Annotated in this window: 22 protein-coding genes; 7 read left to right on the top strand and 15 right to left on the bottom strand. The window is 63.1% G+C overall.

Features of this window, described 5'->3' with window-relative positions; translation table 11 throughout:
* The first annotated feature begins 95 nt into the window (after positions 1–95).
* From SS05631_RS22900 to SS05631_RS32560, 5 genes are all read left to right on the top strand, one after another.
* Positions 96–794, top strand: coding sequence for a FadR/GntR family transcriptional regulator (locus SS05631_RS22900; protein ID WP_037425660.1), 699 nt, complete (start codon positions 96–98; stop codon positions 792–794).
* Positions 795–864: 70 nt separating this feature from the next.
* Positions 865–1,851 carry a mannonate dehydratase gene (locus SS05631_RS22895; RefSeq protein WP_037425663.1) on the top strand — a complete coding sequence of 329 codons (987 nt, stop codon included), beginning with the start codon at positions 865–867 and terminating at the stop codon, positions 1,849–1,851.
* Positions 1,852–2,027: 176 nt separating this feature from the next.
* Positions 2,028–2,723: a GntR family transcriptional regulator gene (locus SS05631_RS22890; RefSeq protein WP_037425666.1), complete on the top strand. Its 696-nt coding sequence runs from the start codon at positions 2,028–2,030 to the stop codon at positions 2,721–2,723.
* A 133-nt stretch (positions 2,724–2,856) separates the two neighbouring features.
* Entirely contained in the window at positions 2,857–2,994 is a 138-nt protein-coding gene (locus SS05631_RS22885; protein ID WP_086022811.1) for a hypothetical protein, read from the top strand.
* 74 nt (positions 2,995–3,068) lie between these two features.
* Complete coding sequence (locus SS05631_RS32560; RefSeq protein ID WP_272938880.1) at positions 3,069–3,191, top strand: hypothetical protein; 123 nt, start codon at positions 3,069–3,071, stop codon at positions 3,189–3,191.
* 54 nt (positions 3,192–3,245) lie between these two features.
* Here the strand turns inward: SS05631_RS32560 and SS05631_RS22880 are convergent, their stop codons facing one another.
* The 15 genes from SS05631_RS22880 to SS05631_RS22810 form a co-directional block, all read right to left on the bottom strand.
* Positions 3,246–4,328 (bottom strand): ABC transporter ATP-binding protein, encoded by a 1,083-nt coding sequence (locus SS05631_RS22880; protein ID WP_095678070.1) that lies wholly within the window; start codon positions 4,326–4,328, stop codon positions 3,246–3,248.
* Positions 4,325–5,125, bottom strand: a complete 801-nt coding sequence (locus SS05631_RS22875; protein WP_037425671.1) for an ABC transporter permease — start codon at positions 5,123–5,125, stop codon at positions 4,325–4,327. Before SS05631_RS22875 ends, SS05631_RS22880 begins: the two co-directional genes overlap by 4 nt.
* Position 5,126: 1 nt before the next feature.
* Entirely contained in the window at positions 5,127–6,002 is an 876-nt protein-coding gene (locus tag SS05631_RS22870; RefSeq protein WP_037425674.1) for an ABC transporter permease, read from the bottom strand.
* 96 nt (positions 6,003–6,098) lie between these two features.
* Positions 6,099–7,109 carry an ABC transporter substrate-binding protein gene (locus SS05631_RS22865; RefSeq protein ID WP_037425677.1) on the bottom strand — a complete coding sequence of 337 codons (1,011 nt, stop codon included), beginning with the start codon at positions 7,107–7,109 and terminating at the stop codon, positions 6,099–6,101.
* 37 nt (positions 7,110–7,146) lie between these two features.
* Entirely contained in the window at positions 7,147–7,473 is a 327-nt protein-coding gene (locus SS05631_RS22860) for an NIPSNAP family protein (protein WP_037425680.1), read from the bottom strand.
* 5 nt (positions 7,474–7,478) lie between these two features.
* Positions 7,479–8,942 (bottom strand): aldehyde dehydrogenase, encoded by a 1,464-nt coding sequence (locus tag SS05631_RS22855; RefSeq protein WP_037425682.1) that lies wholly within the window; start codon positions 8,940–8,942, stop codon positions 7,479–7,481.
* Between the two features lie 5 nt (positions 8,943–8,947).
* Positions 8,948–9,988, bottom strand: a complete 1,041-nt coding sequence (locus SS05631_RS22850) for an LLM class flavin-dependent oxidoreductase (RefSeq protein WP_037425683.1) — start codon at positions 9,986–9,988, stop codon at positions 8,948–8,950.
* Positions 9,989–9,991: 3 nt separating this feature from the next.
* Positions 9,992–10,924 (bottom strand): flavin reductase family protein, encoded by a 933-nt coding sequence (locus tag SS05631_RS22845; protein ID WP_037425685.1) that lies wholly within the window; start codon positions 10,922–10,924, stop codon positions 9,992–9,994.
* Positions 10,921–11,748, bottom strand: a complete 828-nt coding sequence (locus SS05631_RS22840) for an alpha/beta hydrolase (protein ID WP_037425694.1) — start codon at positions 11,746–11,748, stop codon at positions 10,921–10,923. Before SS05631_RS22840 ends, SS05631_RS22845 begins: the two co-directional genes overlap by 4 nt.
* Before the next feature lie 23 nt (positions 11,749–11,771).
* Entirely contained in the window at positions 11,772–12,374 is a 603-nt protein-coding gene (locus SS05631_RS22835) for an amino acid synthesis family protein (protein ID WP_037425688.1), read from the bottom strand.
* Between the two features lie 168 nt (positions 12,375–12,542).
* Positions 12,543–13,427 carry a formyltetrahydrofolate deformylase gene (gene purU, locus SS05631_RS22830; protein WP_095678069.1) on the bottom strand — a complete coding sequence of 295 codons (885 nt, stop codon included), beginning with the start codon at positions 13,425–13,427 and terminating at the stop codon, positions 12,543–12,545.
* 243 nt (positions 13,428–13,670) lie between these two features.
* Positions 13,671–14,492, bottom strand: coding sequence for a 3-methyl-2-oxobutanoate hydroxymethyltransferase (locus SS05631_RS22825; protein ID WP_037419733.1), 822 nt, complete (start codon positions 14,490–14,492; stop codon positions 13,671–13,673).
* A 46-nt stretch (positions 14,493–14,538) separates the two neighbouring features.
* Positions 14,539–15,765 carry an FAD-dependent oxidoreductase gene (locus SS05631_RS22820; RefSeq protein ID WP_037419725.1) on the bottom strand — a complete coding sequence of 409 codons (1,227 nt, stop codon included), beginning with the start codon at positions 15,763–15,765 and terminating at the stop codon, positions 14,539–14,541.
* Positions 15,766–15,791: 26 nt separating this feature from the next.
* Positions 15,792–16,109, bottom strand: a complete 318-nt coding sequence (locus SS05631_RS22815) for a MocE family 2Fe-2S type ferredoxin (protein WP_037419724.1) — start codon at positions 16,107–16,109, stop codon at positions 15,792–15,794.
* Between the two features lie 50 nt (positions 16,110–16,159).
* Complete coding sequence (locus tag SS05631_RS22810; protein WP_037419723.1) at positions 16,160–17,251, bottom strand: fatty acid desaturase family protein; 1,092 nt, start codon at positions 17,249–17,251, stop codon at positions 16,160–16,162.
* Positions 17,252–17,407: 156 nt separating this feature from the next.
* Here SS05631_RS22810 and SS05631_RS22805 point away from each other — a divergent pair, with 156 nt between their 5' ends.
* Positions 17,408–18,439 (top strand): LacI family DNA-binding transcriptional regulator, encoded by a 1,032-nt coding sequence (locus SS05631_RS22805; RefSeq protein ID WP_037419722.1) that lies wholly within the window; start codon positions 17,408–17,410, stop codon positions 18,437–18,439.
* Positions 18,440–18,587: 148 nt separating this feature from the next.
* Entirely contained in the window at positions 18,588–19,670 is a 1,083-nt protein-coding gene (locus SS05631_RS22800) for an ROK family protein (protein WP_037419721.1), read from the top strand.
* Positions 19,671–19,713: the final 43 nt, after the last annotated feature.

The following is a 19,713-nucleotide window of genomic DNA, read 5'->3' as shown; positions in this document are numbered from 1 at the left end:
TCCGTATGTCATAGTATGAATTAGCGACATTCGGCGGCGTTGGCAAGAGCTTTCCGGGCGAGACCGTGAAAGCAACGGACTCTGATGAGGGATAAATGACGGGCGGACGACAGAGACTGGCGCAACAGGTAATCGACGAACTGCGCCGGCAGATCGAGGCCGGCAGGCTGAAGGAGGGTGACCAATTGCCGACCGAGCCGCAATTGGAGGCGAGCTTCGGCGTGAGCCGCACGGTGGTCCGCGAGGCGATCGCCGACCTGCGCGCCGCAGGCTACGTCCGCCCCATTCAGGGCAAGGGCGTCTTTGTCAGCGACCCGAAAGCAAGCCGGCGCTTCGCGCTCACTCCGGTCGAAATCAGGAGCATCCCGGAAACGCTCGAGCTCCTCGAGTTCCGGCTGGCCTGCGAGAGCGAAGCCGCGGCGATTGCCGCATATCGCAGGACCGCCGAGCAGGAAGCGGCGATTAGCGTCGCCAACAGAAAGATGGCGCAGCTGATCGAGGAGGGGAAGCCGACGGTCGAGGCCGATTTCGAGTTCCACATGGCCATCGCCGCGGCGACCAACAACCGCTTTTACCTCGATGTGATGCGCCAGTTCGGGCCGCGTGCCATTCCCCGCAGCCAGTTCACGACGTTGCCCGAGGCGGCCGACAAGGCCTATCTGCTCGGCGTCCAGGCGGAACATGCCGACATCCTCGCAGCCATTGCCGACCAGGATCCGGAACGCGCCAGGCAGGCGATGCGCAAGCACATCATCGCCAGCCAGCGCCGCTATCGCCGGCTCGCCGAGCAATAATCGCTCGACATCTCCGAAGAATTCATATTATGTCATACGACATTGGATAAGTTCGGAAAGGAGCCTCTCCGTGTATGTAGGAACGCAGGTCGCGGCGCGCGACGACGAGGATCATCGGGTCTACGCCCAGCTTGGCGTCAAAAACATCTCCGCCGATCCGCCGGGCGATCCGGCAGGCTGGACGCTCGAGGATCTGGAACGGCATCGCGACCATGTCGAGAGTTTCGGCCTCGTACTCGACATGATCCAGCTTCCCCTGCCCTCGAAGCCGATCGAGAAAGCTTCCTTTCCGGATATCCTGCTGGCCGGCCCGGAACGCGATCGGCAGATCGATGCTGTCTGCCGGATGATCGAGAACTGCGCCCGCGCCGGCATTCCGGCGGCCAAGTACAATCTGAACCTGATCGGCATTCCCCGCAGCGAAATGGAACGCGGCCGCGGCGGTTCGATGAACGAGGCATTTCGCTGGGATCGGATCGACCAGAACGCCGCGCCGGGCTTGGCCGGCGTTCTGTCGGAGGACGAGAACTGGGAGCGCATCGACTATTTCCTGGAACGCGTCGTGCCGGTTGCGACCAGCAATCGGGTACGCATCGCCTGCCATCCGCACGATCCCTATGCGCCGCCCGGCTATCGCGGCGTCACGCGCGTGTTGGGCACGGTCGAGGGGCTCAAGAAATTCGTGCAGATGCATGAGAGCCCCTATCACGGCCTGAACTTCTGCCAGGGCTCGATCGGCGAGATGCTCGACAATCCGCGCGAGGAGATCGACGAGATCATCCGCTGGTTCGGCACGCGCGGCAAGATCTTCAATCTGCACTTCCGCAACATCCGCGGCGGCAAGCTTTCCTTCACGGAAACCTTCCCCGACGAGGGCGACATGGACATGGTGCGCTCGCTGAAGATCTATCACGAGGTGGGATACCAATACATGGTGATGCCCGACCACGTGCCGACGATCAGCGGCCGCGACCCGACCGGCGTTGCCTTCGCCTTCTGCTATGGCTACATCACCGCGCTCATCGAGTCGCTTTCCACCGGGGCCGCCCAGGGTTAACTGCGGCATTTTCGTGACTATCCCTTCCGGCCGGCAGACAACTTTAGACGCAGCGCATGTCGACGCGTATCCTGCTGACAGACGCCTTCTCCAGTGATATTATGGTATACGTAACCGCCAGGACCGGATCGAGATCGCGCATTTGCCACAGGTGCTGGCGGAAAGGGAACGGCCCCATGAGCGCGTCTGAACAGCCGATGCGAGTGCTCCGTCCGGAGAAGACCCTTCGCGAGCTTGCCCTGGAAAAGATGCGCGACGCTATCGTCAACATGCACTTCAGGGCCGGCGAACGGCTTGTCGAACGCGATCTCTGCGACCAGCTCGGCGTCAGCCGGACGATCGTCCGCGAGGTGCTGCGGCACCTGGAATCCGAAGGCCTCGTCGCCATCCAACCGAACCGCGGCCCGATCGTCGCCGAGACAACCCCGGAGGAGGCCCGGCAGATCTACGAGATCCGCGGCGTGCTCGAAGGCATCGCCGCCAAGGCCTGCGCCACACAAAAGGACCCCGCGGTCGTGGCCGAGCTCGAGCGCATCCTTGCCCGCATCCGGGCCGCCTATGCCGCCAACGAGCTCGCGGCGGTTCTCAGCGCCACGACGGATTTCTACCGCACCCTGTTCGAGAATTCCGGCCGCCATGTCGCCTGGGGAATCGTCAATTCGATCACCGCGAGGATCAATCACCTGCGCTCCATGACGATCAAGACGCCCGACCGCGACAAGCAGGGTCCGGCCCAGATGCAGAAGATCATCGACGCGATCAAGGCCGGCGACGGCGCGGCGGCCTATGAGGCGGCAAATGTGCATGTCAAGAATGCGGCGGCAATCGCCGAGGCGCTGCTCGCGGAACAGCAAGGCGCGAGGGCGGGGTAACAGTGCCGCCCGGAGCTGGCGCGAAAGTAAAAAAAGCCCCTCTCTTCAGACGAAATTAACCATGATGCGCACTGGTGGAATTCTTGGCCGCCGGCGCCCCGTTTTGCTCGCATTCCCGCGATCATGATGAGGGATGGATAAGGCAGGCATCGCATTCATGGCGCTGATACTCGTCCTCGTCTCTCTCGTGATGAGCATCCTTGCTGTCGACCGAGCGGAGTTGGAGACGCCGCCGGCCAGGGCGGCACTGGTTCCCACCAACTACCGGTGAGGCATCCTTCGCGCTGGAACAACGAGGTCTCCGGGTGAGTTGCTAGCCAATGCAACGATCCCCGGGAAACCTTCATGCGTCTCGTCCTGTTCGTAATCATCGCCTCGGTCATCAGCATACTTGCTTTCAAATATGCGGATAATTCCTTGGGCAATGCACCTGTCGCAGCAACAGCGGAAGAACTCTCTGAAGATTAGCAAAGCAGGCGCCAATCTGGGATTTATCACCGATTTTCCGAGCCTTACGCCGCCTCAGCAGAAGACGTGCGCCGTCGCCGGGTCGAAGCCGAGCCAGACGCTGTCGCCGCGGCTGAGGCTGGAAATCGCCTCGTGACCGAAGGGAAGGCGAACGGCCAGCGCGTCGCCCCTGGCGGTCTCGGTCGCGACATGGATGTTGTTGCCGAGAAAGGTGATATCGCTGACGGTGACGGGAACTGCGGTCGCGCCGCCCGGCGCCGATCGCATCAGGCGCAAGCGTTCCGGCCGCAGCATAAGCGCCGCCTTGCCGCCGGCAACCGGCTTGCCATGCACCGGTACGTTCGGGATAACTGTCGTGCCGGCGAGCGCGATCTCCGCTTTGCCGTTTGCCGCCGTCACCAGATCGCAGGGTAGGAAATCGCTGTCGCCGATGAACTCGGCGACGAAGCGGGTTGCCGGATTGGCGTAGAGTTCCGGTCCCGTGCCGATCTGGTCGATCACCCCCTTTGAAAACACGGCGATCCGATCGGAGAGCCTGAGCGCCTCTTCCTGGTCATGGGTGACATAGAGGATCGTCACTTCCGTCTGCTGGTGGATGCGGCGGATCTCGTGCTGGATCTCCTCGCGCAGTTTCTTATCGAGCGCCGAAAGCGGCTCGTCCATCAAGAGCAGCGGTGGGTCATAGGCGAGCGCCCGCGCCAGCGCGACGCGCTGCTGCTGGCCGCCGGACATCTGTGCCGGCTTGCGGTCCTCGAAGCCTTCGAGCCGCACGAGCTTCAGCATGTCGCGCACCTTGGCATCGATCTCGGCCTTCGGCAGCCGCCTGACCTTCAGCGGGAAGGCGATGTTCTCGCCGACGGTGAGATGCGGAAACAGCGTGTAGCGCTGGAACACCATGCCGATATTGCGCTTGTGCGACGGCGTCGACAGCAGCGTTTCCCCGTTCAGCACGATGTCGCCGCGGGTCGGATCCTCGAAGCCAGCAAGAATATAGAGCGTCGTGCTCTTTCCCGAGCCGGAGGGCCCGAGGAATGTCAGGAACTCCCCCTGCGCTACGTCGAGATTGACGTCCTGAACGGCGGTGACGGGTCCATATTCCTTGCGGATGCCGCGGATTTGCACGAAGGGTTTGCTCATGACTTCAATCCTTTGCGAACGATGGCGACGAGCACCATCAAAAGCACGGTGAGCAGGATGAGGAGGGTGGAGGCGGCGGCGACGACCGGCGTCAGATCCTGCCGCAACGTCGCCCAGACCTTGACGGGAAGCGTCTGCAGCGTGGGGCTCGCCATGAAGATCGCCACCACGACTTCGTCCCAGGAGGTGAGGAAGGAGAAGATCGCCGCCGAGAAGATGCCGTGCCTGATCGCCGGTAGCGTCACGCGGATCTTCGCCTCGAAGGGGGACGCGCCGCACAGCACGGCGGCGTCTTCGATCGACTTGTCGAAACCCTCGAGTGCACTGGTGATCGACAGAATCGAGAAGGGCAGCGCCAGCACCAGATGGGAAATGACGAAGCCGGTCAGCGTTCCGTTGAGGCCGATCTGCAGGAAGAACGCGTAGAGCGCCACGGCGAGAACGACGACCGGCAGGATCATCGGCGTCAGGAATAGGGCTTTCAGCGCTTCGCGAAACATGAAGCGGCCGCGCGTCAGACCGAAGGAGGTGACGAGACCGAGCAGGACCGAAAGGACCGTGACGATGATGGCGATCTGGAAGCTCGTCCAGGCGGACTCCAGCCAGCGGGGATCGGCAAACAGTTCCTGATACCATTTCAGCGTCCAGCCGGGCGGCGGAAAGATCAGCCATTGCGACGAGCCGAAGGAGAGCGCCGCGATGAACAGGATGGGCAGGAGCAGGAAGGCGGCCGTCAGCAATGTGATGCCGAGGAGAACCAGCTTCCACCGGCCGAGTCGGTCGAAATTCAGGAGCATGTCAACGCCCTCCCATCCGGTCGGTGCCGAAGAAGAGTAGCTGAACGGCATAGAGCGCGAGCGTGACGACCAGCAGCACCAGGGCCGCTGCACCGCCCATGCCCCAATTGACCAGTGACTGAACGAACTGCGCGATGAGTTCGGCGAGCATCATGTTCGCCGTCCCGCCGAGCAGCGCCGGCGTGACGAAGTAGCCGAGCGACATCACGAAGACCATCAGAACGCCGGCCGCCATGCCGGGAATGGCGAGCGGCAGGAGAACCCGGACGAGGGCCTGCCAGCGATTGGCGCCGCAAAGCGCCGCCGCCTGCAAAACGGCCGGATCGATTTTCCGGATGACGCCATAGAGCGGCAGGATGATGAAGGGCAGCATGATATAGGTCATGCCGATCGTCACCCCCGTCAGGTTGTTGACGAGCGGCAGAGGCTTGTCGATCAGGCCCAGGCCGATCAGCAGCTTGTTGACGACGCCGGTGCGCTGCAGCAGCACCATCCAGGCATAGGTGCGTGCGAGGAGATTGGTCCACATCGACAAGAGCAGGATGGCGAAGACGACAGAAGCGAGGCGGCTCGGCATGATGGCCAGCGCCCAGGCGACGGGAAAGCCGATCAGCAGCGATACGAGCGTGACCAGGCCGGAAACGATGAAGGTATTTGCGAATATCCTGAGATAGGTGGAGGAGCCCAAGAGTTCGGCATAGTTACCGAGGCCCGGCACGGGCTCCGAGACGCTGCGCGCCAACAGGATGGCGACCGGCACGACGAAGAACAGGACCAGCAGGCCGAGCGCCGGCAAGGTCAGGTCGAAGTCGGTGAAGCGCAGGCGGTGTGCAGGGATCTTCGATCCTTCCGCCCTCGCGTCGGTGCGCGACAACATGGCTGTGTCTCCCATTTCAGCTGCGCGAGGGACCTCCTCCTGCCCCTGCGCCGGATCGGCGGGGAGTACGGGCTGCGCACTCCCCGCCTCCTACATTTACTCTGCCTGCCAGGCGTACCAGCGCTCGCCGATTGCGTCGCGGTTCTCTGCCCAGTAGCTCATGTCGGCATTGACCTGGCTTGCCGTCTGCGCATCCGGCAATGTCTTCGCCAATTCCGGGTCCATCACCTTGGGAGAATCCAAGTTGATGGGCGCATAGCCGGTGGCCTTGGCGAGATCGGCTTGCGCCTGAAGCGAGGTAGCGAGCGCGATGAACTGCATCGCGGCTTCCTTGTTCTTTGCGCCCTTAGGCACGACGAGCGAGTCGGCGGCGGTAATGTTCTGCTCCCACGAGGTCTCGACATTGATGCCGCTCTGGGCGAGCGCCGTCATCCGGCCGTTCCAGAGACTGCCGAAGGGGGCCTCGGCGGAGGCGAGGAGCTGCTGCGACTGCGCACCGCCGGTCCACCAGATGATTTCCGGCTTGATCGTGTCGAGCTTCTTGAAGGCGCGGTCGAGATCGAGCGGATAGAGCTTGTCGGCCGGGACGCCGTCGGCGAGCAGCGCAGCCTCGATGACACCCGGGGCCGACCACTTGTAGAAGGCGCGCTTGCCGGGGAGCTTCTCGATGTCGAAGAGATCGGCCCAGGTCTTCGGGCAGGCCTCGACCGCATCCTTGTTGCAGCCGATGACGAAGGAATAATAGAAGCTGCCGACCGAATAGTCGGTGACGAAGCGCGGGTCGAGCTTCGTCTTGTCGATCACCGAAAAGTCGAGCTTCTCGAGCAGCCCGTTCTTGCCGGCCTGCGCCGCATAGTCGCCCTCGACGTCGACGACATCCCAGGTCACCGAGCCTGCCTCGACCATCGCCTTCAGCTTGCCATAGTCCGTCGGCCCGTCCTGCAGGACGTTGATGCCGGTCTTTTCCGTGAATTTCTCTGCCCAGGCGCTTTTCTGCGCGTCTTGCGTCGTGCCGCCCCAGCTGGAAAAGACGAGATCGGCGGCCGTTGCCGGCATGGCCGTTGCGATGGTTGCGGCTGCAGCCGCCAAAGCGAGTATCTTCTTCATGTTCCCTTGCTCCGTGATCCGGTTTTGCTTGGTTGTTCTATGACACGCTGCCGCCCGTCGGCGAAAAGCGCGCCGCCTTCATGATCTTGTTCTCCGCGACTTCTATGAGGTCGCGTATCTTGGGGAGGAAAGCCCGCCAGGCCGGGTCTTCCATGAGTGCGGCCCGGCGCCTCTCGCGATCGTCGAGGCTCCGATAGGCCCAGATGTGCACGATCTCGTTGATCGGCCCGATCTCGGAGAAGAAATAGGCGACGAGCTCGCCGAGATGCTTCTTCTGGATCGCGATGCCCTCTTCCTCGACCACCTTCAGGTAGGCGGGGATGGCGCCGTTCTTCAGCCGATAGGTGCGGATTTCGTACAACATCGCCGTCACCGCATCACGAAAGGATCGGGGATCGGCTCGTCCGAGGTCCTCAGCCACACCGTCTTCGTCCTCGTAAAGTCGAGCGCGGCCGCCATGCCGCCCTCGCGGCCGTGGCCGGAAAGCCCGAAACCGCCGAAGGGCGCGATCGGCGAAACCGCCCTGTAGGTATTGACCCAGACGATCCCGGCGCGGATCCCCTTGATCAGGCGGTGTGCACGGGTGAGGTCGCGGGTGAAGAGGCCGGCCGCGAGGCCGTAGCGGGTATTGTTGGCGAGTTCGAGCGCCTCCGCTTCCGTTTCGAAGGAAAGCACGGAAAGGACGGGACCGAAAAACTCCTCATCAAGTGACGGCGAAGCACTGCCGTCGCAATCGAGAATGGTCGGCCGGTAATAGTAGCCGGCGCCTTCGGGGGCCGTGCCGCCCGTGACCAGCTTGGCGCCGGCGGCAAGCGAGCGCTCGACCAGCGCCTCGATATGATCGCGCTGACGGCGGGTCGCGAGTGGCCCGACCTCGGTCGCCATGTCGAGAGGGCTGCCGATCCGGACCGCCTCGGCCTTTGCCTTGAGGATGTCGAGGAAGCGGTCCTTGACGCTTGTCTCGACGATCAATCGCGATCCGGCGACGCAGCTCTGGCCGGTCGCCGCGAAGATGCCGGCGACCTGGGCATTGGCCGCACTCTCAAGATCAGCATCGGCAAAGACGATGAAGGGCGACTTGCCGCCGAGCTCAAGCGAGGTCGAGGCGAGGTTCTCCGCCGAATTGCGTACCACATGACGCGCCGTCTCCGGCCCGCCGGTAAAGGCGATATGATCGACCTTCGGATGGCGGCTGAGCGCCGCACCGCAGGCGGGGCCGAAGCCGGTGATGATGTTGACGACGCCGGCCGGGAAGCCCGCCTCGTGGATGAGCCGGGCAAATTCAAGGACCGGCGCCGGCCCGTCTTCCGAGGCCTTCACTACCATGGTGCAGCCGGCCGCCAGCGCCGGGCCGATCTTCACCGCCGACAGGAACAGCTGGCTGTTCCACGGCACGACCATAGCGACGACGCCGATCGGTTCGCGGCGCAGCCAGACATCCATGTCCGGCTTGTCGATCGGCAGATAGGAACCCTCGATCTTGTCGGCAATCCCGGCGTAATAGCGATAATATTCCGCGACATAGGCAATCTGCGCCGAGGTCTCGCGGATGATCTTGCCCGTGTCCCGCGTCTCCAGTTCGGCCAGTTTCTGGGCATTCTCGGCGACGAGGTCGGCAAGCTTGTAAAGAAGCTTGCCTCGCTGGGTGGCGGTCAGCTTGGACCACGGTCCCGCGGAAAGGGTCCTATGGGCCGCCTCGACAGCGCGATTGACATCGGCTTCGCGCGCTTCCGGCATCTCCGCCCAGGCCGCACCCGTCGCCGGGTCGATGCTTTCGAAGCGGGCTTCGCCGTCTGCAAATTCGCCATCGATATAGCACTGGAAGCGCTGCATGTGCCCTACTCCGCAAATGCCGGCATGACATCGGCGATGAAGCGCTCAAGCGAGCCCTTCTTGCGCTCGAAGCTCATGCCGGTATCGATCCAGAAGGAATATTCGTCGTAACCCATCGCCTGATAGGTCTTCAGGCGGGCGATGACTTGATCGGCCGTGCCGACCGCGAGGTTCTTGCGCATCACCTCGGGCGAGATCAGCGCATTCTCAGCCATTTCCTCTTCGGAAATCGTCTTGATCAGCCCCTGCCGGATAGGCTTTTCGTTTTTGAACCAGGCGAAGAAATAGTTGTAGTAGACGCTCATCTCCCTGGCGGCCTGTTCGAGATCAGCCTCGTCCTTGCCGACATAGGCGTGCTGCAGCAGCATGATCTTCGGGCGCTTGATCTCCGGGTTCTGGGTGCAGGCCGCCTCGAAACGCTCCATCAGGCTGGCGATCTCGCCGTCGCCGTTCCAAAGCGGTGTGACCTGTACGTTGCAGCCATTGGCGACCGCGAATTCATGGCTGTTGGGATCGCGCGCCGCCACCCAGATCGGCGGATGCGGCGCCTGCATCGGCTTCGGCGCCGAGGTCGTCGACGGAAAGGTCCAGAACTCGCTCTCATGCGCGTAGTCGCCTTCCCACAGGCCCTTGATGGCGGGGATGAGCTCGCGCATCCGCTGGCCGGCGCCCCAGGCGTCCAATCCGGGGGCGAGCCGCTCGTATTCGAAACTATAGGCGCCGCGGGCAATGCCGATGTCGAGCCGACCGTCGCTGATGATGTCGGTCATCGCCGCTTCGCCGGCGAGCTTGATCGGGTGCCAGAACGGCGCGATCACAGTGCCGGTGCCGAGCCGGACATTTTTCGTGCGGCGGGCGAGATCGGCGAGGCTGAGGAAGGGATTGGGCGCGATCGTGAAGCTCATGCCATGGTGCTCACCGGTCCAGATCGCATGCATGCCGCCCTTGTCGGCGATTTCACAAAGCTGGATGAACTCGCGATAGAGGCTCTCGTCCGACTGTCCGGGATTGAGCCGCTCGAGATGCACGAAAAGCGAGAATTTCATGGATCAGGCCTTTCTGGCATAGGGGTGAACCTTGCCCTGTTTCTCATCCCCGACGTAAACGCCGAAGTTGCCGAGCGCGCTCTCGGCGGCAAAGCGCCTCAGGAGATCGGCCGTGGCGGAGTTGTCCATCGCGTCGAGCGGCAGGTCCGCAATCGGGACGAACCGCCCCGCCTCGGTGTCGCCGGGCTCGGCGGCGGCCCGATAGACGATGTGCTGGTGGCCGGTCGTCTTGTTGTCGTAGACCGAATAGAGAAATCCGACCTCGATCGCCAATTCCGTCGTGTTCGTCAGATGATCTTGCAGCGCCGCCAGCGGCTCACCGCCCTTGAGCTCCATCTGTGGCAGGCGCCAGTGGCCACCCGCCTCCGGGATCAAGAGGACGGCGCCGGCGCGCTCGACGACGGCGGCAATCAGCGGCACGCCCTCCGCGGCGGCCGACACCGCCTTGCCGGACAGACCCGGCGTGATGTAACTGCCGCGTGCGAAGCCGAGCCCGGCCATGACACCGTTCTCGAAGGCCTCGACGCGGCCGATCAGTATGGCGTGGTCGCCGGCGTCGACGATCTCGTTCGTCGAGCAGTCGAACCAGGCACTGACGCCGGCGAGAATCGGAGCGCCGTATGGCCCATGCCGCCATTCGACCGTCGCGAAACGATCCTCCACCGGTTTGGCGAAGGTGTTGGAAACGGTCATCTGCTTTTCCGACAGAACGTTGACGGCAAAGCCCTTGGCGCCCGTCATCGTCGCGAAATTGCGGGAGGTCTTGGCGATGCAGACGAGCAGCAGCGGCGGATCGATCGACACGGAAGCGAAGGAGTTGGCGGTAAAGCCGATGGGATTTCCAGAGGCGTCCTTCGCCGTGACCACCGTCACGCCGGTCATGAACGAACCGAAGGCGTCGCGCAGCGCGCGGGGGTCCAAAGAAGCTGTGTTCATGACCTCTCCCCTTCCCTTGAAAGCCAGTCTTCGAGGATTGCATTGACCGTGTCGGGCGCCGTCAGATTGACCATGTGGCGGTGCCCTTCAATAATTCGCGCCCAGCCGCACGGCGCCGCGGCGGCCATGGCGTGCGCCATTTCCGGCGTCGAGTTCGGATCCTCCGAGCCGGTCAGGAACAGGGCCGGGCAACGAACCTCGGGCCAGCGTGGGGCATAGACGGCATCGCCATGCGCGAAGGCGCTATAGGCCGTCGCATAGCCTTCAGGATCAACGGCCTGCAGCCAGCCTCGCGTCAGTTCGTAGACCGACGCGGTTCCACTATCCTCGCCGAACCAGCGTTTCAGCGGCCCGCAGACGTCGACGGCGCCCTTGCCGATCATCTGGGCCCGGGCGACGACTGCCGCCTTCGCATCGGCATCACGCAAGTATACGCCATTCAGAAGCGCCGCGCGGCGGATGCGCGTGCCAAAGGTTACGGCCGCGCCACCGGCGATCAGGGCGCCCATCGAATGGCCGGCGAGATTGACACACGCGAGTTTCAGGTCATCAAGAAAGACGCCCAGCCAGGCGACGAAATCCTCGAGCTTGGCGCCCGGAGCCAGCCTGTCGCTCTTGCCATGGCCCGGCATGTCGACGGCGATGACCCGGCACCGGCCAGACAAGGCGGCAACCTGCGGCGCCCAGGCCTCGAGCCGCATGCCTACCCCGTGGACGAGGACAAGCGGTTCGCCATGGCCGGTCTCCACATAGGCGGCGCCATGTGCGGTTCGCTCTCGCCCGGCACCCAGGCCAGCAAATTCCGTTCGCTCTGACTGAAGCATCGCCGCGGTCCAATAGAGAGGCGTCAAACGCCGGCCGGGTTGGCGACGTCCTGCCCGAGATCCTTCAGATCCTGATAGCGGTCGCCGATCCGGTGATGCGGACGTCCGCCGACCGAGGCGCCGAGCGCAACGACGATCTCGTTTGCCGCCGGGGCGTCGGCGATAGAAGTCTGGATGGTGAGATAATGGGAGCGGCGTCCTTCGTCGTTCTTGTCCATGAGGGGGATCATCAAGGGTGCGTTTGCCGGTCCGCGCGTATTGCAGAAGGCCAGATAGGATTTGGCCCCGACAGCCTGGCGGTAGTGATTGCCGAAGCGCAGCGTGTGGATCAGTGCCGAGGCATGCTCGACCTCGCCGTCGAGACCGACGATGGCCGACTTACCATAGGCCTCGACCGCCTCGCCCGAGCCGACGGCGTCGATGATCATCTTCGTCAGCAGCTCGCCGAGAACCGGGGCAGCGGCGTGGATCTCCGGCTTCAGGTTCTCGACATAGCCCACACCCGCCCAGGGGTTCTTCACGACGGCGATGGCCGAATAGAGCTTCAGCGGCGCCGGCGCAGCCTTGCCGCCTTCGATCAGCGTCGTCTCCACCTGCAGCAGGGTCTTGCGGATTTCGATGGGCATCGCCGCCTCCTTGATATCTCTATTACATACTATGGTATGCCATAATACCGCAGAGTCAAGCGGCGTTTTCGGAAACGCGCAAAGCCGAAGCCATTCAGCAGCCTGGAACGAAAATCCCCGCTCGTTGCCGAGCGGGGTTGAGTCGGTTGGCGATACGTTTCCTTGCCGTCAGCCCATTCGCTCGGACGCATAGCTCCCAGGGCTCGGCGGAAACACCACGACGCGGTTGCCGTTGATGAAGGTGCGGTGATGGATATGGGCGTGCACGGCGCGCGCCAGCACCTGGCTCTCGACGTCACGGCCGATCGACACATAGTCCTCGGCCGACTGCGCATGGGTGATGCGGGCGATGTCCTGCTCGATGATCGGGCCCTCGTCGAGATCGGCGGTGACGTAGTGCGCCGTCGCGCCGATCAGCTTGACGCCGCGCTCATAGGCCTGCTTGTAGGGATTGGCGCCCTTGAAGGACGGCAGGAAGGAGTGGTGGATGTTGATAATCTTCCCCGACATCTTCTTGCAGAGCGCGTCGGACAGAACCTGCATGTAGCGGGCCAAAACGATCAGCTCGGCGCCGGTCTGCTCGACGATCTCCAGAAGCTGGGCTTCGGCCTTTGGCTTGTTCTCCTTCGTCACTTTGATGCAGTGGAAGGGAATGTCGTGGTTGACGATGACCTTCTGGTAATCGAAGTGGTTGGAGACGACGCCGACGATGTCGATCGGCAGCGCGCCGATCTTCCAGCGGTAGAGCAGGTCGTTCAGGCAATGGCCGAAACGCGACACCATCAGCAGCACCTTGGTGCGTTCCGCCTGGTCATAGAGCGCCGTTTCCATGGCGAACTTTTCGGCGATTGGCTTCAACCCCTCCTCGAGTGCGGCACGGCCGACGCCCTCTTCCGAAATGAAGGAAATGCGCATGAAGAACAGGCCGGTTTCAAGATCGTCGAATTGCGAGCTGTCGATGATGTTGCAGCCCTGCTCGGCGAGATAGGCGGAAAGCGCCGCGACGATGCCGCGGGTGGATTTGCAGGTTACCGTCAAGACATAGCTGTTCATCATTTGTCCTTAGCTGTCGCATCATTGGGCGTTGCGCCCATTTGCTTCCCTACTGCATGTTCCTTAAATCGATCTCGATTCAAGGACAAAGACATGCAGCAACTCAAGGTGCTAGCGACCTTTGCGCGTCTGATAACACGCGCGGTGCTGTAAACCGGAGCCAATTAAAGGATAATTCCTGCAGCAATTGAAAGTGCTGCAGCGACCTTTTGCGTCTGAAACGACGCAACGGCGCTGTCACGATCATCTTACGCGGAACGCCGCGTGCTCCTGCTTATCGATCTTGCCGAGGAATTCCTTCAACTCCGCCGGCTCGATACCGACCAGATGTGCCTTCTCCGGGTAGGCGCCGGAGCGGACATCCTCGGCATATTCTCGGAAGGCGGCGATACGCTCCCGCTGCAGCCGCTCGAATTCGGCGGCAAAGTTGCGATAGACCTTGGCATGGCGGGGATAATGGCCGCGGTTCTGCCCGAGCACGTCTTCGGCAAAGAGATACTGGGCATCGCATCCGGTGCCCGCTCCCATCGAAAGCATCAGCAGCGAGGTGCGCTCAGAAATCGCGGCCGCCACTTCTCCCGGCACAACCTCCATCTCGGCCGAAAAGGCGCCCGCCTCTTCGAGCGCCTTCACCTGGCGCCAGATCTCGAGCGCGCTCGCCGCCGTCTTGCCGACAGCGCGGAAGCCGCCGGTCCAGGTGGCCTTTGACGGGATCAGCCCGACATGGCCGCAGACCGGGATGCCTTCCTCGCGCAGCCGCTTGACCGTCGAAAGGCCGGCCGCACAATAAACGGCATCGCCGCCCGCCCGCATCGCCTGGAACGCGCCGCGCAGATAGTCTTCGGCGGTGACAAAGTCGCCATATTCGAGGCCGGGAAAGGCAAAGACCGTCGGCGCCGCCTCGCGGAATTCCGGTCCCAGCAGCGCCGGCGGAACGGATACGAGGTCGATGCCGGCCTTCTCGGCGGCTTCGGCCTCCTCCAGCGTCACGACGCGCAGCATGGTGAGTTGTCGCTTGCCCTTGATCGACAAGAGATCGGCAACGGTCGGGCGACGGTGTTTCATGGAAATCTCCGGTGAATGCTTGGAAGGGGGCGAACTGCAGCGGCCGTCAGGCCGCCAGCAGCGTCTTCAGCTTGGTCTCGGGCGAGGAAAGCGCCGCCGGGTCGGGCCTGCTGCCGGCGGCGATCAGCATTTCGGCGAGGCGAATGTCGCGGGCGACCGCGTTGCCTGGCCCGATGCCGCTTGCGGCAATCAGCCGGCCTTCGCCATCGAGATGAAAGAGAACGAAGCCGCCGTCCGTCAGATCGCGCCGTACTGTCGTCGCGGCGCCGTCGGCAAGGCCGGCGATCTGCAGGGTCAGCTCGTATTGATCCGACCAGAACCACGGCACGCTCGCGACAGGCTCGGCCAAACCCATGAGATTGGCCGCAGCGAGCGTCCCCTGATCCTGCGCGTTTCGCCAGGCTTCGAGGCGCACCCGCCGCCCGTCATAGTGCGACAGGGGAAAGGAACAGCAATCGCCGGCCGCATAGATGTCGGGGTCCGATGTCCGCAGCGTCTCATCGACCGCGATGCCGTTTTCGATCAGAATGCCGGCGGCTTCCGCAAGCTCGGTATTCGGGACCGCGCCAATGCCGACGACGATCAGGTCGGCGAGCCTGCTGGTGCCGTCGGCGAAGAGCACCCTTGCGCCGCCGTCATCCGCCTCGAGCGCGGCGATGCGCCCGCCGCATACGATCTCGACACCTTCCTGCCGATGTCGCTCGGCAACGACATCCGCGATTTCCTGCGGCACGCCGCGCGATAGGACGCGCGGCAGGCCCTCGATGAGCACGACGTCGGCGCCGAGCTTGCGGGCCGTCGCGGCAAGCTCGAGGCCTATGAAGCCGCCGCCGATGATGGCGAGCTTTCGGCCGGGTACCAGCGCCCTGCGGATCGCCAGAGCGTCGGCGTGCGTCCGGAGCATCCGGATGCGCTCGGCGTTTCCGCTCATGCCCGGAAGGGCGCGTGGCCGGGCGCCGGTCGCGAGCAGCAGCCGATCATAGTCGATCGCACGGCCGCCTTCGAGCCGCACAGCCTTTCGCCGTCGGTCGATCGCCTCGACCGCGACGCCCGTCACCACGGTGATGCGCGCCTCTTCGTAACGCTCGAGGCCGGCCACATATTTCGGCGGCTCGGCCCCGTCGAGCCCGTCCTTGGAAAGCGGCGGACGCTCATAGGGGAGATGCGGCTCGGCGCCGATCAGCGTGATTTCGCCTTCGAAACCCTTTTCCCTGAGAGCAAAGGCCGCCCTTGCCCCGCATTCGCCGGCGCCGACGATAACGATATGGCTCATGTTCTCCTCCCCTCGCCCCTGAAGCGTCAGGAAATCGCGATAAAGACGCTGCCGGCCTCGACCTTGACCGGATAGGTCGTGAGATTGACGCAGACGGGCGCGCCCTTGGCCTGGCCGGTCTTGTAGTTGAAGCGGCCGTTGTGCTTCGGACATTCGATGATGTCCTCCATCACCAGCCCGTCGGCGAGGTGGATCTGCTCATGCGTGCAGAGCCCATCGGTGGCAAAATATTCGTCATCGGGGCTGCGGTAGACGGCAAAGGTGCGCCCTTCATGGTCGAAACGAATGACGTCTTCCTCGTCGATTTCGTCGGCGGCACAGACCTCGACCCAGTTCGAGCTCATGGGTTTCCTCCATTCAGTCGTTTGTTCTGATTTGCGGGATCGCCTGCCGCTCACTCGGCGGCCTGGGCTTCCCGGTCGTTGTGGAATTCTTCGCGATAGGGCTTTGCCGTCGGCGGCAGTTCGCGCTTCAGGAAATAATCCTCGTTACGCAGCTGCCGGAGGAAGGCCGGGATCATTTCGCGATAGCCGTCGAGGATCGATGGGTTGGCCGCCGGCAGGTCGTGCTTGATCATCGCGTGCAGCCTCGGCAGCGCGTGATAGGGCACCATGGGGAACATGTGATGCTCCACATGGTAGTTCATGTTCCAGTAGATGAAGCGGCTCACCGGATTCATGTAGACGGTGCGGCTGTTCAGCCGGTGGTCGATGACATTGTCGGCAAGGCCGCCATGCTGCAGCAGGCCGGTCAGCACGTGGTGCCAGGCGCCGTAAAGCCGCGGCAGGCCGATCAGCATCAAGGGCAGTATCGAGCCGAGATAGACCGAGAGACCGGTGGTCGCCAGATAGATGGCAAGCCAGATGCGGGCGACGAGAATCGCCTTCGACCGTTCCATTTCCGGAATGAAGGTCTTTTCCGCTGCGCTGATCACGCCGAAAGCGTTGCGCAGCATGTCGATGACCGCATACCAGACATCGATGATGCCGAAGAAATTGAGGACGAGACGAAAGAGATCCGGCGGCCGCATGACGGCGATTTCCGGGTCGCGGCCGACGATGACCGTGTCGGTGTGGTGGCGCGTGTGGCTCCATCGCCAGGTCACCGGATTGCGCATGATCATGAAGCAGGCGATCAAGTAGACGGCGTCGTTCATCCACATCGTCTTGAAGGCGGTGCCGTGGCCGCATTCGTGCCAGCGGCTGTCGGAGGCCGAGCCGTAAAGGACGCCATAGGCAAGGAAGAACGGCACGGCGAACCAGGTGCCCCAGAAATAGGTGCCGAGCCCACCGAGGACAGCCATGCTGCCGAGCCAGATCGCTGTGTCGCGAATCGCCGGACCATCCTCGCGCTTCATTAACTCCTTCATCTGCTTGCGCGGAATTTCCGTATGGTACCACTCGGCCGCGGCGAGGCCGTTCGCCACCGCGGCTTGGGCATCGCGGCCCAGCAGGCTGTAATCTCGTTTCGTCGGACCTGTCGTCATCCCTGCCTCCCGAAGAGCGCTCCGGATTGCGCCTTCATCTGATGCGAGGAGAATAAGTTGACTTTTGACAGCTCTCAATGCAGCTATGATATATTCTATCAAAACACATCATAACTGTGGCCTCATTCATGAGGTAATGCTGTCAGGGAGGCGGAGATGAGCAGCAGGCCGACCATAGCGGATCTGGCGCGGGCCGCGGGGGTGAGTGTTGCGACGGTGGACCGGGTGCTGAACGGACGCCACCCGGTGCGCGAGGAGACGGCGCGGCGCGTCTACGACGCGGCAAAGGAAATCGGCTACCATGCGGTCGGGCTGCTGCGGCAGCGGGTTTTCGAGGACCTGCCGCAGTACCGTCTGGGTTTTCTCCTGCAGAAGCCGCAGCAAGCCTTCTATCAGGCGGTCGCTCGGGAAATGGAGAATGCGGCGCTGTCACTGACCAATGTCCGGGTCATCCCGCAGATCGACTTCGTCGCCAATTCGACGCCGGCGGGGATTACCGAGAAACTTAAGACAATGGCGGCACGCAATCAGGCAATCGCCTTCGTCGCCCCCGACTACCCGGCCGTCACTGCCGCGGTCGAGGAACTGAGAGAGCGCGGCATTCCGACCTTCTCACTGCTTTCCGATTTCGCGTCCGGCGTGCGCGAGGGCTATATCGGCCTGAACAACCAAAAGGTCGGGCGAACGGCCGCCTGGATGATCGCCAAGGCGGCCAAGCGACCTGGCAAGGTCGCCGCATTCATCGGCAGCCATCGCTTTCTCGGCCATGAACTGCGCGAGATCGCCTTCCGCTCCTATTTTCGCGAAAAGGCGCCGGAGTTCGAGGTGCTGGACACGATGGTCAACCTCGATACCGCCGAGATCACCCATGAGGCGACCCTCGACCTCCTGAAACGCCACCCGGACCTTCTCGGTTTCTACGTCTGCGGCGGCGGCATGGAGGGGGCGATCTCGGCGATCCGCGAGGAGAAGTTGGTCGGCAAGCTGCTCGTCGTCGTCAACGAGCTGACACCGGAATCGCGCGGCGCCCTTGCCGACGAGGCGGTCATCATGGCGGTCGCCACACCGGTCCAGACGCTGGCGCGAGAGACGGTCAACCTGATGATCGGTGCGATCGACCGGGGTACCGCCGGCGTTCCAGGGCAGACCATCCTGCCCTTCGACATCTACACGCCGGAGAATATCTGACTGCTAGGTCTAGTTCTGCGCCGAGAGCCGAATTGCGTGCGGGCGCATCGGAAACAGGTGAAGCAACGCGGGAACATCGCCCTGCCCCTTACGTTGTAAGTGACGCCGCCAGCGCACAACTGCAGGCGAGGCTTCATGAGGAGGTTGCGTGGGCAGATCCGTGAACGAAAAACGAAATGGGGCCCCGCTCATCCATGGTGCCGGCGATCTGCCGTCGGTCACGGTCGACGATTACAATCTGGGGCTTCGTTCCGGCGACGGTTTCTTAGGGGACAGGGCCAACAAATTTGCCTTTCAGGAAAAGCTCGATGCCTGGCGCAAGCGTGTGCGCAAGGGCGGCGAAGACCCGCTCGGCAACACCCCGACCGACGGCCTGTCGAAAAAGCAGATCGACGCATTCCTGCTCGGAGACGACAAGGAGGCGGCCGCCCTCGTCATGGGAGCGGTCGACGAATTTGCCGGCGAACTCTCCGGCGTGCTCGGGAAATTCCTGCAGCAGAAGAGCTGGAAGAATACCGAGCGCGTGGTGATCGGCGGCGGTTTCCGTGGAAGCGCCGTCGGTGAACTGGCCATTGCCCGGGCAATGGTGCTGTTGAAAGCCGAGGGTCTGAGGATCGAGCTCGCGCCCATTGTCCACCATCCGGACGATGCGGGGCTCATCGGCGCCGCTCATCTGATGCCCGGCTGGATGCTCAAGGGCCACAGGGCCATTCTTGCCATCGACATCGGCGGCACCAACGTGCGCGTGGGCATCGTCGAGCTGCGCCTGAAGGAAGGGACCGACCTCTCGAAGGCCGCGGTCTGGAAGTCGGATATCTGGCGGCATGCGGACGACAAGCCCAATCGAAGCGCGACGATCGAGCGGCTCATCGCCATGATCGAGAAGCTTGCCGCAAAGGGGGCCAAGGCGGGCCTCGCGCCGGCACCGGTGATCGGAGTGGCTTGCCCCGGAGTAATCAATGACGATGGATCGATCCTGCGCGGCGGCCAGAACTTGCCGGGCGGCAACTGGGAGAGCGAGCATTTCAACCTGCCCGTCGCGCTCAAGCGAGCCATTCCGCAAATCGGCGAGGAGGAAACCTTCGTCATCATGCACAACGACGCCGTTGTTCAGGGTCTCTCGCAGATACCCTTCATGCAGGACGTTTCCGACTGGGGAATTCTGACGATCGGCACCGGCCTCGGCAACGCCCACTTCAGCAACAAGGCTGATAACTGCGACCCGTCCTGAGCCGCGCCAGCTCTGACGCCACAGCACGCAGCGGTTGCCTTTC

The organism is Sinorhizobium sp. CCBAU 05631 (assembly GCF_002288505.1).
Lineage (GTDB): Bacteria > Pseudomonadota > Alphaproteobacteria > Rhizobiales > Rhizobiaceae > Sinorhizobium > Sinorhizobium fredii_C.
This window is presented reverse-complemented; position numbering and strand designations above follow the sequence as displayed.

Excerpts from the sequence above, each read along its gene's own strand:
- SS05631_RS22900 (WP_037425660.1), top strand. The coding sequence starts at position 96 with ATGACGGGCGGACGACAGAGACTGGCGCAACAGGTAATCGACGAACTG.
- SS05631_RS22890 (WP_037425666.1), top strand. The coding sequence starts at position 2,028 with ATGAGCGCGTCTGAACAGCCGATGCGAGTGCTCCGTCCGGAGAAGACC.
- SS05631_RS22885 (WP_086022811.1), top strand. The coding sequence starts at position 2,857 with ATGGATAAGGCAGGCATCGCATTCATGGCGCTGATACTCGTCCTCGTC.
- SS05631_RS32560 (WP_272938880.1), top strand. The coding sequence starts at position 3,069 with ATGCGTCTCGTCCTGTTCGTAATCATCGCCTCGGTCATCAGCATACTT.
- SS05631_RS22880 (WP_095678070.1), bottom strand. The coding sequence starts at position 4,328 with ATGAGCAAACCCTTCGTGCAAATCCGCGGCATCCGCAAGGAATATGGA.
- SS05631_RS22875 (WP_037425671.1), bottom strand. The coding sequence starts at position 5,125 with ATGCTCCTGAATTTCGACCGACTCGGCCGGTGGAAGCTGGTTCTCCTC.
- SS05631_RS22870 (WP_037425674.1), bottom strand. The coding sequence starts at position 6,002 with ATGTTGTCGCGCACCGACGCGAGGGCGGAAGGATCGAAGATCCCTGCA.
- SS05631_RS22865 (WP_037425677.1), bottom strand. The coding sequence starts at position 7,109 with ATGAAGAAGATACTCGCTTTGGCGGCTGCAGCCGCAACCATCGCAACG.
- SS05631_RS22860 (WP_037425680.1), bottom strand. The coding sequence starts at position 7,473 with ATGTTGTACGAAATCCGCACCTATCGGCTGAAGAACGGCGCCATCCCC.
- SS05631_RS22855 (WP_037425682.1), bottom strand. The coding sequence starts at position 8,942 with ATGCAGCGCTTCCAGTGCTATATCGATGGCGAATTTGCAGACGGCGAA.
- SS05631_RS22850 (WP_037425683.1), bottom strand. The coding sequence starts at position 9,988 with ATGAAATTCTCGCTTTTCGTGCATCTCGAGCGGCTCAATCCCGGACAG.
- SS05631_RS22845 (WP_037425685.1), bottom strand. The coding sequence starts at position 10,924 with ATGAACACAGCTTCTTTGGACCCCCGCGCGCTGCGCGACGCCTTCGGT.
- SS05631_RS22840 (WP_037425694.1), bottom strand. The coding sequence starts at position 11,748 with ATGCTTCAGTCAGAGCGAACGGAATTTGCTGGCCTGGGTGCCGGGCGA.
- SS05631_RS22835 (WP_037425688.1), bottom strand. The coding sequence starts at position 12,374 with ATGCCCATCGAAATCCGCAAGACCCTGCTGCAGGTGGAGACGACGCTG.
- purU (WP_095678069.1), bottom strand. The coding sequence starts at position 13,427 with ATGAACAGCTATGTCTTGACGGTAACCTGCAAATCCACCCGCGGCATC.
- SS05631_RS22825 (WP_037419733.1), bottom strand. The coding sequence starts at position 14,492 with ATGAAACACCGTCGCCCGACCGTTGCCGATCTCTTGTCGATCAAGGGC.
- SS05631_RS22820 (WP_037419725.1), bottom strand. The coding sequence starts at position 15,765 with ATGAGCCATATCGTTATCGTCGGCGCCGGCGAATGCGGGGCAAGGGCG.
- SS05631_RS22815 (WP_037419724.1), bottom strand. The coding sequence starts at position 16,109 with ATGAGCTCGAACTGGGTCGAGGTCTGTGCCGCCGACGAAATCGACGAG.
- SS05631_RS22810 (WP_037419723.1), bottom strand. The coding sequence starts at position 17,251 with ATGACGACAGGTCCGACGAAACGAGATTACAGCCTGCTGGGCCGCGAT.
- SS05631_RS22805 (WP_037419722.1), top strand. The coding sequence starts at position 17,408 with ATGAGCAGCAGGCCGACCATAGCGGATCTGGCGCGGGCCGCGGGGGTG.